This is a genomic window from Pseudomonas sp. WC2401 (assembly GCF_041200115.1).
In the GTDB taxonomy this organism is placed as follows: Bacteria; Pseudomonadota; Gammaproteobacteria; order Pseudomonadales; family Pseudomonadaceae; genus Aquipseudomonas; species Aquipseudomonas fragi.
The window spans coordinates 3034598-3048579 of sequence record NZ_CP165623.1; the positions used below are offsets into that span (position 1 = coordinate 3034598).

10 protein-coding genes are annotated in these 13982 nt (G+C 59.8%); 7 read left to right on the forward strand and 3 right to left on the reverse strand.

The window, feature by feature from the left end; genetic code table 11:
- The first annotated feature begins 2 nt into the window (after positions 1-2).
- From AB3G35_RS13835 to pepN, 6 genes are all read left to right on the forward strand, one after another.
- Entirely contained in the window at positions 3-893 is an 891-nt protein-coding gene (locus AB3G35_RS13835) for an NAD(+) kinase (RefSeq protein WP_016780735.1), read from the forward strand.
- Positions 890-1864 carry a metallophosphoesterase gene (locus AB3G35_RS13840; protein WP_369782744.1) on the forward strand — a complete coding sequence of 325 codons (975 nt, stop codon included), beginning with the start codon at positions 890-892 and terminating at the stop codon, positions 1862-1864. The genes AB3G35_RS13835 and AB3G35_RS13840 overlap by 4 nt, the downstream gene beginning before the upstream one ends.
- Positions 1861-2733 (forward strand): rhomboid family intramembrane serine protease, encoded by an 873-nt coding sequence (locus AB3G35_RS13845; protein WP_369781635.1) that lies wholly within the window; start codon positions 1861-1863, stop codon positions 2731-2733. The genes AB3G35_RS13840 and AB3G35_RS13845 overlap by 4 nt, the downstream gene beginning before the upstream one ends.
- Positions 2734-2877: 144 nt before the next feature.
- Positions 2878-3138, forward strand: a complete 261-nt coding sequence (locus tag AB3G35_RS13850) for a YeaC family protein (protein WP_016780738.1) — start codon at positions 2878-2880, stop codon at positions 3136-3138.
- The gene (locus AB3G35_RS13855; RefSeq protein ID WP_016780739.1) at positions 3135-3965 is read left to right on the forward strand and encodes a DUF2797 domain-containing protein; all 831 of its coding nucleotides are present in this window, start codon (positions 3135-3137) and stop codon (positions 3963-3965) included. Before AB3G35_RS13850 ends, AB3G35_RS13855 begins: the two co-directional genes overlap by 4 nt.
- Positions 3966-3977: 12 nt before the next feature.
- Positions 3978-6635 carry an aminopeptidase N gene (pepN, locus tag AB3G35_RS13860; RefSeq protein ID WP_369781636.1) on the forward strand — a complete coding sequence of 886 codons (2658 nt, stop codon included), beginning with the start codon at positions 3978-3980 and terminating at the stop codon, positions 6633-6635.
- A gap of 121 nt (positions 6636-6756) precedes the next feature.
- On the opposite strand, the gene AB3G35_RS13865 is transcribed toward pepN, so the two are convergent.
- From AB3G35_RS13865 to alr, 3 genes are all read right to left on the reverse strand, one after another.
- Positions 6757-7992, reverse strand: coding sequence for an alkaline phosphatase family protein (locus AB3G35_RS13865; protein ID WP_369781637.1), 1236 nt, complete (start codon positions 7990-7992; stop codon positions 6757-6759).
- A gap of 92 nt (positions 7993-8084) precedes the next feature.
- Entirely contained in the window at positions 8085-10196 is a 2112-nt protein-coding gene (locus tag AB3G35_RS13870) for a TonB-dependent siderophore receptor (protein ID WP_016780742.1), read from the reverse strand.
- Between the two features lie 961 nt (positions 10197-11157).
- The gene (gene alr / locus AB3G35_RS13875) at positions 11158-12387 is read right to left on the reverse strand and encodes an alanine racemase (protein ID WP_095004771.1); all 1230 of its coding nucleotides are present in this window, start codon (positions 12385-12387) and stop codon (positions 11158-11160) included.
- A gap of 325 nt (positions 12388-12712) precedes the next feature.
- Here alr and AB3G35_RS13880 point away from each other — a divergent pair, with 325 nt between their 5' ends.
- Positions 12713-13981, forward strand: coding sequence for a hypothetical protein (locus tag AB3G35_RS13880; RefSeq protein ID WP_238930818.1), 1269 nt, complete (start codon positions 12713-12715; stop codon positions 13979-13981).
- The last annotated feature ends 1 nt before the right edge of the window (position 13982 follow it).

Consider the following 13982-nt stretch of genomic DNA (forward strand, 5'->3'; position numbering starts at 1 on the left):
CCATGGAGCAATTTCGCAATATCGGCATCATAGGTCGTCTGGGCAGCTCGCAAGTGCTCGATACGGTTCGCCGACTGAAAAAATTCCTGCTCGAGCGGCATATGCACGTGATCCTTGAAGACACGATTGCCGAGGTATTGCCCGGTCATGGCCTGCAAACGTCGTCACGCAAAATGCTCGGCGAAGTCTGTGACATGGTCATTGTGGTCGGCGGCGATGGCAGCCTGCTGGGCGCCGCCCGCGCTCTGGCCCGGCACAACGTCCCGGTGCTGGGTATCAACCGTGGCAGCCTGGGCTTTCTGACCGACATCCGCCCCGATGAGCTGGAAGTCAAGGTTGCTGAAGTGCTTGACGGCCACTACCTGGTCGAAAACCGCTTTCTGCTCCAGGCCGAAGTGCGCCGTCACGGCGAAGCCATCGGCCAGGGCGATGCCCTCAACGACGTAGTGCTGCACCCCGGCAAGTCCACGCGCATGATCGAATTCGAACTGCATATCGACGGCCAGTTCGTCTGCAGCCAGAAGGCCGACGGCCTGATCGTGGCCACGCCCACCGGCTCCACGGCCTACGCCATGTCGGCGGGCGGGCCGATCATGCACCCCAAGCTCGACGCCATCGTGATTGTGCCGATGTACCCGCATACCCTGAGCAGCCGCCCGATCGTGGTGGATGGCAACAGCGAACTTAAAATCGTGGTGGCCAAGGACATGCAAATCTACCCGCAAGTCTCGTGCGACGGGCAGAACCATTTCACCTGCGCGCCGGGCGACACCATTACCGTGAGCAAAAAAGCGCAGAAGCTGCGCCTGATCCACCCGTTGGACCACAACTACTATGAAGTGTGTCGGACCAAGCTTGGCTGGGGTAGCCGACTGGGCGGCAGGGCTGACTGATGCTCGATCCTGCGCGCAGTTACGATCTGATCGGTGACGTGCATGGCTGTGCTCATACCCTTGAGCACCTGCTGGAGCGTCTGGGCTATCGCAAACTCGCCGGTATCTGGCGACACCCGCAACGGATGGCGGTGTTTCTGGGTGACATCATTGACCGCGGCCCGCGCATTCGTGAGTCGCTGCATATTGTTTACGACATGGTGCGCAGCGGTCAGGCCCTGTGCCTGATGGGCAACCATGAATTCAACGCGCTGGGCTGGTGTACGCCCGCGCCTGCCGGCAGTGGCAAGCAGTTTGTGCGCGAGCACACGCCGCGCCATGCCCGGCTGATCCACGAAACCCTCGAGCAGTTCGAGCACTATCCCGCCGAATGGCGCGAGTTCGTACAGTGGTTTTACGACATGCCGCTGTTTGTCGACGCCGGGCGCTTTCGCGTGGTGCATGCCTGCTGGGACCGCGAGGTGATTGCAACCTTGCGCGCGCAATACCCCGACGGCTGCATCGACGAGGCCTTCTTGCAGGCCGCAGCGGTGCCGGACAGCTTCGCCAACCTGAGCTTCAACCGCCTGTTGCGCGGCACCGACATGCGCCTGCCCGGCGGTATGACCCTGACCGGTGGCGATGGCCTGACGCGGGCGTTCTTTCGCACCAAGTTCTGGGAAGACGACCCCAAGACCTACGGCGATATCGTCTTCCAGCCGGACGCACTGCCCGAGCGGGTGGCGCAGCAGCCGCTGTCCTCCACCGAGAAAAGTGCCCTGTTACGCTACGGCATTGATGAACCGCTGTTGTTTGTCGGGCACTACTGGCGCAGCGGCCGACCCGCGCCGATCCGTCCGAACCTGGCGTGCCTGGATTACAGCGCGGTGTTGTACGGCAAGCTGGTGGCTTACCGCCTGGACCAGGAAACCCGCCTCGATCCGAACAAATTTGTATGGGTGAATGTAGATCGCCCTGAGGCCATTCAATGAGTGCTGTTGCTGTATTACGTTTGCCGTTGTCCGTGGATCTGAGCGGGTTTGTTGCCTTGTTGCGGCGCATGCAGGTGCCCCATCGGGTCAGCGAAGAGGCCGGCGAACAAGTGCTGTGGGCGCCCGAGTCGATTGTCGAGGATGTACTTAGCCTCTATCAGCGCTTCCCGGCGGGTGATCCTGACCACGAGCTGCCGATTGTTGAACGCCCGCAGGCCATGAACCGCCCGGGTTTTGCGCAGCAGCTGCGCGATAGCCCGGCCACGGCCATCGTGTTGCTGTTGTGCGTGATCGTGGCTGCCGTTACCCAACTGGGGGACAATCTGTCGGCCCTGCGCTGGCTGACGTTCCTGGACTTCAGCATCCACGGGCAATACATAGAATTCACCCCGATGGCCGACAGCCTGGCGGCGGGGCAGTGGTGGCGACTGTTTACCCCGATGTTGATCCACTTCGGTTTCCTGCACATTGCCATGAACGGCATGTGGTACTGGGAACTGGGGCGGCGCATTGAAATGCGCCAGGGCAGCATCAACCTGATCGGCTTGAGCCTGTTGTTCAGCCTGGTGTCCAACTTTGCCCAGTACCTGTTTGGCGGCCCGAGCCTGTTTGGTGGGTTGTCCGGCGTGTTGTACGGCTTGCTGGGGCATGTCTGGATTTACCAGCTGATGGCGCCCAACCCGCTGTACAACCTGCCTCGCGGGGTATTGGTGATGATGCTGGTGTGGCTGGCATTGTGCATGTCGGGGCTGGTGTCGATGATCGGCTTTGGCCAGATCGCCAATGCTGCCCATGTGGGCGGGCTGGTCATCGGTTGCGTGACCGGGTTACTGGGCGGGCTGTGGGCGCGGCGCAAGCAGGCTGTATAGAATTTCGAATTGTCGTGTGGGAGCGGGCTTGCTCGCGATGGCATCAACCCGTTGATTCAGACGCACCGAGTTGCCTGAATCGCGAGCAAGCCCGCTCCCACAGATAGAAATGTCATCTGATTTTTAAAGAGCGGAAACAGAACCATGTCCTCTTTCAACGAAATGATTCAAAACATCACCCCCGAGATCTACCAGAGCCTGAAACTGGCCGTGGAAATCGGCAAATGGGCTGACGGTAACAAACTCACTGCCGAACAGCGCGAGCTGTCGTTGCAGGCGATGATTGCCTGGGAAGTGCAAAACCTGCCCGAAGACCAGCGCACCGGTTATATGGGCCCGCAGGAATGCAGCTCCAAATCGGCGCCAGTGCCCAACATCCTGTTCAAATCGGATGCTATCCATTGATTGAGATTGGTCGCGGTGCAATTAGCAAGATGTCGGCAAGCCTGCAAACGCCGACCGTTCAGTATGCGTTTCGCCTGGGCGATACCGAAGTGCCGGTCAACCCCCTGATTGGCACAAAATTGCGTCTGGAATACCTGGGAGAGATCAACTGCTCCCACTGTGGGCGTAAAACCAAAAAGAGCTTCAGCCAGGGCTACTGCTACCCGTGCATGACCAAGCTGGCGCAATGCGATGTCTGCATAATGAGCCCCGAACGCTGCCACTACGACGCAGGCACCTGCCGTGATCCGTCGTGGGGCGAGCAGTTCTGCATGACTGACCATGTGGTGTACCTGGCCAATTCCTCCGGGGTCAAGGTCGGTATCACCCGCGCCACCCAGTTGCCGACCCGCTGGCTCGACCAGGGCGCCAGCCAGGCATTGCCGATCGTGCGGGTCGCTACGCGTCAGCAATCGGGCTTTGTCGAAGACCTGTTCCGCTCGCAAGTGGCTGACCGCACCAACTGGCGCGCACTGCTCAAGGGCGATGCCGAGCCGGTAGACCTCAGCGCGGTGCGCGATCAGCTGTTCGATAGCTGTGCCGAGGGCCTGCACACCCTGCAGGAGCGTTTTGGCCTGCAAGCGGTACAGCCTTTGCATAGCGTCGAGCCCATCGAGATTTGCTACCCGGTCGAGCAGTACCCGACCAAGATTGTCAGCTTCAATCTGGATAAAGACCCGATCGTCGAAGGCACGCTGATGGGGATCAAGGGCCAGTACCTGATCTTTGACACCGGCGTTATCAATATCCGCAAATACACGGCCTACCAGCTGGCCGTGCATCAGTAAAAGGACTCCAGCATGCGCACCGAACAACCGCAAATGATCTACCTGAAGGACTACCAGGCGCCCGATTACCTGATCGACGAGACGCACCTGACCTTCGAGTTGTTCGAGGACCACACGCTGGTCCATGCGCAACTGCTGATGCGCCGTAACCCGGCCCGTGGCCCCGGCCTGCCGGCCCTGGCGCTGGACGGCCAGCAACTGGAGCTGCTGTCGGTCAGCCTCGACGACATCGAACAGGCGGCTGACGACTATCAGCTCAGCGACAGCCACCTGATCCTGCACCCGACCAGCGAACAGTTCGTGGTCGACACCAGCGTGCGTATCCACCCCGAAACCAACACCGCGCTGGAAGGCCTCTACAAATCCGGTGGCATGTTCTGCACCCAGTGCGAGGCTGAAGGCTTTCGCAAGATCACCTACTACCTTGATCGTCCGGACGTGATGAGCAAGTTCACCACCACCGTGGTGGCCGAGCAGCACAGCTACCCGATCCTGCTGTCCAACGGCAACCCGATTGCCAGCGGCCCCGACGATGACGGCCGGCACTGGGCGACCTGGGAAGACCCGTTCATGAAACCGGCGTACCTGTTTGCGCTGGTGGCCGGTGACCTGTGGTGCGTCGAAGACACCTTCACCACCATGAGCGAGCGCAGCGTGGCGCTGCGCATTTATGTCGAGCCGGAAAACATCGACAAGTGCCAGCACGCCATGACCAGCCTGAAAAAGTCCATGCGCTGGGACGAAGAGACCTACGGTCGTGAATACGACCTGGACATCTTTATGATCGTGGCCGTCAATGACTTCAACATGGGCGCCATGGAGAACAAGGGTCTCAACATCTTCAACTCCAGCGCCGTACTGGCTCGCGCCGAAACCGCTACCGACGCCGCGCACCAGCGGGTCGAAGCGATCGTCGCCCACGAATACTTCCACAACTGGTCGGGCAACCGCGTGACCTGCCGCGACTGGTTCCAGCTGTCGCTCAAGGAAGGCTTCACGGTGTTCCGTGATTCCGAGTTCTCGGCCGACATGAACTCACGCACCGTCAAGCGCATCCAGGACGTGGCCTATCTGCGCACCCACCAGTTCGCCGAAGACGCAGGTCCCATGGCCCACGCCGTGCGCCCGGAGAGCTTTATCGAGATCTCCAACTTCTACACCCTGACCGTTTACGAGAAGGGTTCGGAAGTAGTGCGCATGATCCACACCCTGCTGGGTGCCGAAGGGTTCCGCAAGGGCAGCGACCTGTACTTCGAGCGCCATGATGGCCAGGCCGTGACCTGCGACGACTTTATCAAGGCCATGGAAGACGCCAACGGTGCCGACCTGAGCCAGTTCAAGCGCTGGTACAGCCAGGCAGGCACGCCGCGCCTGGCCGTCAGCGAGCACTTCGACGCGCAACAGGGCACCTACAGCCTGACTTTTGCGCAAAGCTGCCCGGCCACCCCGGACAAGGTCGAAAAACTGCCGTTCGTGATTCCGGTCGAGCTGGGCCTGCTGGATGCCCAGGGCGGCGAGATCGCCCTGCAACTGGCCGGTGAAACGGTCGCATCCGGCACCAGTCGCGTGCTGTCGGTGACTCAAGCCGAGCAGACCTTCACCTTTGTTGGCGTCAACGAAAAACCGTTGCCATCCTTGCTGCGCGGTTTTTCGGCACCGGTGAAGCTGAGCTTTGACTACAGCCGTGACCAGTTGATGTTCCTGATGCAACACGACAGCGACGGCTTCAACCGCTGGGATGCCGGCCAGCAACTGTCGGTGCAGGTGCTCCAGGAGTTGATCGGCCAGCATCAGCGTGGTGAAGCGCTGGTCATGGATCAGCGTCTGGTGGAGGCGTTGCGCACCGTGCTGGGCAATGACCAGCTGGATCAGGCAATGGTCGCTGAAATGCTGTCGTTGCCGGGTGAAGCCTACTTGACTGAAATCAGTGACGTGGCCGATGTCGAGGCGATCCATACCGCCCGCGAGTTTGCTCGCAAGCAGTTGGCCGATAGCCTGTTTGATGCCCTGTGGGCGCGTTACCAGGCCAACCGCGAAGTGTCCAAAACCACGCCTTATGTGGCTGAAGCCGAGCACTTTGCCCGCCGTGCCCTGCAAAATATCGCACTGTCGTACCTGATGCTCAGCGGTAAGCCGCAAGTGCTGGCAGCGGCGCTGGAGCAGTTCGAGCACAGCGACAATATGACCGAACGCCTGACGGCGCTGGCGGTGCTGGTCAACTCGCCTTTCGAGGCGGAAAAAGCCGCGGCACTGGCCAGTTTTGCCGAGCAGTTCAAGGACAACCCGCTGGTCATGGACCAGTGGTTCAGCGTGCAGGCGGGCAGCACATTGCCCGGTGGTTTGCAGCGTGTGCGCGAGTTGATGGAGCACCCGGCGTTCACCCTCAAGAACCCGAACAAGGTACGCGCCCTGGTGGGTGCGTTTGCCGGGCAAAACCTGATCAACTTCCATGCGGCGGACGGTTCGGGCTATCGCTTCCTGGCGGACCTGGTGATCGAACTCAATGGCTTCAACCCGCAGATTGCTTCGCGGCAACTGGCGCCGTTGACCCGCTGGCGCAAATACGACGCGGCGCGACAGGCGCTGATGAAGGCTGAACTGGTGCGTATCCGCGACTCGGGCGAGTTGTCCAGCGACGTATTTGAAGTGGTCAGCAAAAGCCTGGCGTAACTCGGGATCAAAAGCCCCTCTCCCGGAGGGAGAGGGGACTGACCGCACGCGACTTCAAGAACACCGCCAATCAGCTCCTTCTCCCTGCGGGAGAGGGTTGGGGTGAGGGCCGGCGCCTATTTCAGTGCGCCTTGTCGCCCAGGATAATCAAGCGCGACACCGGCACTTGATGCACAACCACCGTGTAATTGACGGGGCCTTCGAGTGCCTGCGTGCCGGTGTCGACATACGCCTGTTGAGTGTCCTTGAGCGTGGCGATAGGCTCGCCGTTGCGATAAATCTGCACCGGCGTGCCGGTGGGCCGGTCCGCGTGCCAGGTCAACTTCACGTCTGTCCGGCCGGGTAGCTGACGCACCGTCAACTGCCTGGCCCCCACCGGCCCGGTCAAGGGCAATCCATCCATCGAATATTGCGCGGCAGCGGGCAGGGCGCCCAGGTGGGCCAGTAGGGTCGGGGTTATGTCTGCCTGGCTGGCATAACCGTACAGGCCTTTATGGGCGGGGTTGGTCGGGTGGGCGATGGGGGCCGTCAGTTGTGCGTTGCCGGGTTTGTTCAGGGCAATAAAGGTGGTTTTCTCACTCAGGGTCTGTTTGCCATGGTCGTGGCCGTCGGGCAGGCGGCGGCCGTGATCAGGGGCGACAATTACCAGCCAGTCTTCCTGCGGGTGGGTGACTTGACGACGGCTCAATGCTGCCAGTAACTGGCCCACATGGTTGTCCACGCTCTGGATCGCCTGCTGATAGGCAGGTGAAAACCCGTCCCTGTGGCCTACCGTGTCGGTTTCGTCCAGGTGCACGAACACCAGGTCCGATTGGCCGTGCTCAAGTTCTTCGCCGGTCTTGTCGGCGACGCACTGGTCGTCTTCGGCACAGTCGACGGCGAGGTCGATATAGCCATTGGCAATGTCATCAGTGAAGTTGTGGTTAATGGTATTCCAGCTGACGATGCTGGCGGTTTTACGCTGGGGGTCTGCGAGCTTGAGCTGCTTGAACACACTGGGGGCCTGGTTGCGCCATTCATCGTTGTTGGACGGGACTTTATGCCGGTCGACCCAACTGCCGGTCAGAATCGTCGTCCAGCCCGGGCCGCTGCCCGTCGTTTGCTCGGTGGTTGTGCCGTCGATGCCGCCCACATAGCTTTTGGCCAGTTGCAGCCGCGCCAGGTTGGGCGCCATGCCCTGTTTAATGGCCTGGCGCAGTTTTTCGTATTGCAAACCGTCCACGCCAATCAGCAGGGCTTTGTGGGGCTTGGCCTGGGGGGCGTCAGGCGGGGAGAGGGGCGCGGCGTGGGATACCGCGACGCAGGTGATCAGGCCCAGACTGAAAGCGAGGGACAGCGCAACAGTGGCGTGGCTCATGGCTTCTCCGTGACGTGGCATTGGTTGACGGCTCCCAGCAGTTTAGACAACCCCTGGTTATTGTCCCAACACCACATCCGGTTTTACCCCCTCTAGAACTTCCAGCTCACCGATGCCGTGACGTTACGCGGTGCTCCGTAATTGCTCTGGCCATAGCGCACGCTTTGCAGGTATTTCTCGTTGGTCAGGTTGTCGAGGTTGAGCTGGGTACTCCAGTGCGGATCGATATCGTAGCTGGTCATCAGGCCCACCAGGGCATAGGCGGCCTGGTTTGCCGCCGGGGTGTCGTCATTCTCGACCTTGCTCTGCCACTTCAGGCTGCCACCTACTTTGACCTTGGGCGCCATCGGCAGTTTGTAGGTCATGGAGGAGGTGAGCGCATTGCGCGGGATAAATTTACGCCCGCGGTTGTTGTCGGCATCGGTGATATAGACATAGGTATAACCGCCGCTGACTTGCAGGCCTGGTGCCAGTTCGCCAGTAGCTTCGAGTTCTACGCCGCTGCTTTTGTACGACATGCCCTCATACAAATAGCCGCCCAGGGAAGGGTTGAAGCCTGCGTAGGTGGCGACGTTGTCCTGTTTGGTGTGGAACACCGCGGCAGACACGTCGAGGCGCTTGTCCAGCAGGTGCCCCTTGATCCCGGCTTCGTAGCTTTTGCCTTCCAGCGGGTCGAGCACCTGACCCTGGGTGTTGAGGTAGTACTGCGGGTTGAAGATTTCGGTGTAGCTGGCGTACAGCGAGTACTGCGGAGTGAGGTCATAAACCACCCCGGCGTAAGGCGTGACCTTGCCATGAATCCTCACGTCGCGCCCCGAACCGTAGTTTTCACCGTCGCTGTCGGCGCTGAGCATGCGCGCACCGGTGATCAGGTGCAGGTCGTCGGTGAGGCTGAAACGGGCACCGGCGTAGAGGCTTTTCTGGCGGTCGGTGAAGTCTGACGTGGCGTCGGCGTTGGCCATGTTGTAGGTGGGCTTGGGAATGACGCCGTTGAGGGCATCTTCCAGCGACACCGGGGTGTAGTAGGACGAGGTGCCGTACAGGGAGGTTTCCCGGGTGCGTGAGCGTGCCACGTTGGCGCCGACGGTCAATTGGTGCTCGCGACCGCCCAGGCTGAAGGGGCCACTGAACGAGAGGTCGCCATCCAGTTCGCGGGTCTTGCCCTTGTAATTGGACGCCAGCCCCGTGTAGCCGGTGCTGGAGGTGCTGTCGCCATAGATATAGAACATGTCGGTGTCCTCGCGATGTTCCATCGCAGTCACCGTCAGCGTGGACTTCCAGTCATTGGCGAAGTTGTGTTGCCACTCGGCAAAGGCGTGGCTGGTGCGCACGTCCCAGTACACCCAGGGCTGCGAAATATTGGCGCTGGTGCTGCTGTAGTGCAGGGCGTTGCCGCTGCTGTCGGTCAGGGGCAATGCGCCCCAGCTGGCACCGTTGGCGTTGCTTTTTTGCTCTTCGTAGCCGACGGTCAGGGTGTCGTCGTCAGTCAGGTCGAAGGCCAGCAGGCCACTGAAGATGTTCTTTTCCCGGGAGTAGCGGTCCAGGTATGAGTTACCCACTTCGTTGGCATAGATCAGCCGGCCGCGCACATTGCCCGAATCGGTCAGCGGCCCGGACACATCCAGGTCGACCCGACGCTTGTCCCAGGAACCGGCGCTCACGCTGACCTTGGCCTCGGGTTCATAAGTGGGCCGTTTGCGGATGAAGTTGACCGTGGCCGAGGGGTTGCCGCTGCCGGTCATCAACCCGTTGGCGCCGTGCAGGATATCCACCTGCTCATAGGGTGCGGTGTCGATATCGCCCACCAGCACCCCGCCGGCCAGGCCCATGCCCATGCCGTCGTACTGGAAATTGGTGATATCGAAACCGCGGGCGGTGAAGTAGGTGCGGTCGGTTTCGACCTTTTGCACATTGACCCCCGGGGTACTGTCCATGATATCGCGAATGCTGTTGAGCTTGAAGTCGTCCATCTGCTCGCGCTTGATGCTGGAAATGCCCTGAGGGGTCTGCCCGGCGGTGAGATTCAGGCGCGTGGTCGTGGCACTGGGTTTGGCTTGATAGCCTTGCGGCGCCTCATCGTCTGCGGTGGAGGTGATGCTGGTGGAGGGCAGGTTGAGGGTGTTCTCTTCGGCAGAAGCCGTATTGAGAATCCCTAGTGCGACAAGCGTAAGGGCAGACGTAGGAAGGCTGAACAGTGAGCGCATGATCTGCGAATACTCCGGCAGGGAAATACGTAAACGAGAATTAGTTACAAATAATTACATTTACGCAAATGATAATCAATGCCGTTAACGTATCTTTACTGTTTGTTGCCAAACCGTTGTGACGGCCTTTCGATCTGCTATTGATCTGGTTTTTGATCTGGCTTTTGATTTTGATCTACTGCCCCATCGGGAGGCCGAGTGGAGGTTCTCCCAAGGGGGCGGCCGAGCTGTTTGAATGCAGGATTTGTTACCGACATATTTCCTCTGTGGGAGCCGGGCTTGCCCGCGATGCAGGCACCTCGTTCTATTTGGATGACCGAAGTGCTGCCATCGCGGGCAAGCCCGCTCCCACAAGGGATTAATGTTGTTGTAGCCACTCGAGTGTCCAGACGACGCGAATGCCCCTCACTGAAGGCCGAGCGCAGGTGCTGTTATGTGGCCCCATAACACTGCCGGAGCGAGGGCAACGGCGAGCCTCGGCGAGTCGGCCGCAAGGGCGAAACCCGTAGACAGCCGTGACTCATCCAATGGATATGTACTCGGTGGTTTTAACCGGTGTACCGAGTACATATCCGGCATTTGCGTTTAACTGGAATATTGGTTTCGCCCTTACGGCGAGTCACTTTTTCCAGACGCCGAAAAAGTAACCAAAAAGGCTTGCCCCTGGCGTCCGGCCTTCGCTGCGCTCAGGTTCCCTCGTGCAGGTTAGCTCCGTGGGTACGCCGCCACGGGCCATCCATGGCCCATCGCGGCTCTCCCGGCATCCATGCCGGTCGACCCACTCCACAGAACCTCCACTCGGCCTCCCGATGGGGCGGTAGATCAAAATCAACAGCCAGAGCCAGAGCCAGAGCCAGATCAAGATCAACAATTTTCCGCTTTCAGGGCGGGGTGACTGTTGCCCTGAGAGTCCCGACGGGTAGCAAGCATCACCTCGCGTGGGCGGCCGACAGGTTGTCGGTCACTTGTCGATCAGTACCTTCGGGTTGGAGTTGCCCCACACCGTATAAAGGTCGGCCAGCAATGCACCGTTGATGTCTTCAACTTCCGCCTGGCTGATTTCGGCCTTGCCCTGTTGCCCGAACAGCACAACCTCATCGCCGCTTTTGACATCCGGAGCGTCAGTAACATCGACCATCAGCGTATTCATCGACACCTTGCCCACCACCGGCACACGATGGCCGTTGATCAGCACGATACCCTTGTTGGTGAAGGCGCGACGGTAGCCGTCGGAGTAGCCCACGGTGATGTTGGCCAGTTTCGAGTCACGGCCCAGGGTCCAGGTGCGGTCGTAGCCCACGGTGTTGCCCTTGGGGTAGCTGTTGACCGAGGCCACATGGGACTTGAATTGCATCACGCGCTGGTAGTCGGTGTGCGACGGCACGGTGTCGCCGAACAGGGCGCCGCCCGGGCGAACCATGTCCAGGTGCGACTCGGGCACTTCCAGGGTGGCGAACGAGTTGGCCGCGTGCAGGGTGATTTTGCTGCGGTCAAGCTCGGCCACGTTCATCAGCCATTGCGCCTGCTCGTTGAATGCCTTGAGCCCGGCGCGCACGTCGTCGGCATCTTCAACGGCAAAGTGGGTCATGATCGCGCGCACCTCAAGGTTCGGCACCTTGGTGATGGCGACGGCGTCGCGGCGGCCCTCGGCGGTGGTCATTTCCACGCCGTTGCGGCTCATGCCGCTGGAGTTCAGGCCCAGGTGAACCACCAGCGGACGGCCGTGTTTTTCGGCGATCAGGCTGGCTTTTACGGCGAAATCAAGGTTACCCACCAACTCTTCCATATTGTATGGCAACGCTGCTTCAAGCTCGCTGAGTGCTGCCGTGCGCACGCGGATCAGTTGGCCCTTGAAGCCGCTTTCGCGCACCACACGGGCTTCTTCATTGCTGGCCACGCCTACGCAAGGCACACCGGTGGCGATGATCGAGGGCATCAACAGGCCGATGCCATGACCGTAGGCATCGGCCTTGAGCACGGCGCAGATTTTCGATTTGTCACCGACAGTCGCTTGCAACACGCCAATGTTGTGCACGAACGCAGCTTTGTTGATCTCGACCCAGGCGTTGCTGTCTTGTGTATTGACCTGGGCAACGCCGTCAACCATCGACAGGGGCGGTGCCGCGAACGCCGGGTTTTGCAGGAGAGCCATGCCCAGGGAAAGGGCGAGAAGGGTACGGGTGAAGGGCATTTGTGCAGTTTCCATACGTTATTTTTTTAGGGGGGGGCAGGGTGAAGCGCGGCAATACTAGAACCCGCCTGTAGGAAAAGTCACTCCCTCGGCCGCAGATCTGTCTGAAAGTGTCGTGGTGCAATAGGGCGCGCGTTAGTCAAGCGTAACGACGTCTTCCAACCGGCATGGGCGGGTACGCTGTGTGGGCAGTGGGAACGACACGATTTGTAGCCGTTTATTGGTGGACTGGGAAAGGCAGGTTAGGTCTATTATTAGTTAACTGGCACCTGCAGGATGGGGTGTCGATTCACGGTAACCGGTCTGCCAAGGTCAAACCCCAGCCATGAGCAAGCTTGATAAATCCCCTTTGAATCTGCAGGTGCAAGCAGGTTTTTTTCTATGGTTTTGCCTGCTGCTGGCGCTGTTTGCAGTACCCAGGGCTCAGGCGGCAGTGGTCGAAATAACCGCAGTGTTCTCGCCGGATCCGACCAATCCGAATGTCAACGAGTTCATTAACACCACGCCCAATTCCGGGTTGTGCCTCACGTTTCCGAGTATGTGCAAGCCGCCGCTGTACAGCATCCGCCTGGGAATGGAGCCCACTACGCAGTACGCCATCCCGGCTAACCCCTCCAGTCTTCGGGACAGCGCAATGTTCAAGGTCCCAGCGGATACCAGAACCGTTCAAGTGACCAGCCCATCGGGGCAAACGGCCGAAGTGGCGTTTTCCATTACGGCTTTCAGCGCGACTATCAGAACGAATCCGTACGTAAACACAATAACCAGTGTCAATTCAGGACCGTTTTCAGCCCATGATGCTTTGTGGGGGCAGAACTGGTCTTATTTTGCGGCCGCCCCCTGCACACTTGGGGCTCAGATGACTGCCCTCTCTTATCTGGATGCAGATTTTTTCTGGTTTACACCTGTGCAGCAAGCCTGTGGCAAGCTTCCGAAGTTTGAAATCCCCTGGTTGCGGTTACGCAATACCAGCGTGGCTTACAGGATGACTACCCCGGACCCGCTGAGCATGGAAAGCGGCACCTACGTCGGCTCCATCACCTACTCGATTGGCCCTAATGGCGACTTCGATTTTGGCGACAATCTGACCACCAGTGTAACCGAGGTCACGTTCAATTTATCCCTTGATGTGCAGCACACGCTCAAGTTCCAGTTTCCGGCCAACTATAATCGCATCAGCCTGTACCCGGCAGGTGGCTGGCAACAATGGCTGGACCGCGGGCGGCGCCCGGAAGCACTGGCAGCGAGCCAGGCCTTCAATATCTGGGCATCGACGCCATTGAGCGTCGAGCTGCAATGTGAATACACCGAGGCCTCGCAGTGCGGTATACGCAACCCCGCAGGCCATACGGTCACCGTGGACACCCGGATAACCCTGCCCAACGGCCTGCGCGATGCCTCCAGTCAACCCGTGAACCGCTATCTGTTGACCACAACCCCGACCATTTTTTCACCGAGCCACTATGTCGACAATGGCGCTGCAACATTACAATTCAACGTTGAGCGCGATCAGGTGGCCAGTATGATCGCCGATCATTCAGGCAGCACCTATAGGGGCACCATCACCGTGATCTTTGACAGCGAACTGCACTGAT

Coding starts and splice junctions, on each gene's coding strand:
- AB3G35_RS13835 (WP_016780735.1), top strand. CDS start 3: ATGGAGCAATTTCGCAATATCGGCATCATAGGTCGTCTGGGCAGCTCG.
- AB3G35_RS13845 (WP_369781635.1), top strand. CDS start 1,861: ATGAGTGCTGTTGCTGTATTACGTTTGCCGTTGTCCGTGGATCTGAGC.
- AB3G35_RS13850 (WP_016780738.1), top strand. CDS start 2,878: ATGTCCTCTTTCAACGAAATGATTCAAAACATCACCCCCGAGATCTAC.
- pepN (WP_369781636.1), top strand. CDS start 3,978: ATGCGCACCGAACAACCGCAAATGATCTACCTGAAGGACTACCAGGCG.
- AB3G35_RS13865 (WP_369781637.1), bottom strand. CDS start 7,992: ATGAGCCACGCCACTGTTGCGCTGTCCCTCGCTTTCAGTCTGGGCCTG.
- AB3G35_RS13870 (WP_016780742.1), bottom strand. CDS start 10,196: ATGCGCTCACTGTTCAGCCTTCCTACGTCTGCCCTTACGCTTGTCGCA.
- alr (WP_095004771.1), bottom strand. CDS start 12,387: ATGCCCTTCACCCGTACCCTTCTCGCCCTTTCCCTGGGCATGGCTCTC.
- AB3G35_RS13880 (WP_238930818.1), top strand. CDS start 12,713: ATGAGCAAGCTTGATAAATCCCCTTTGAATCTGCAGGTGCAAGCAGGT.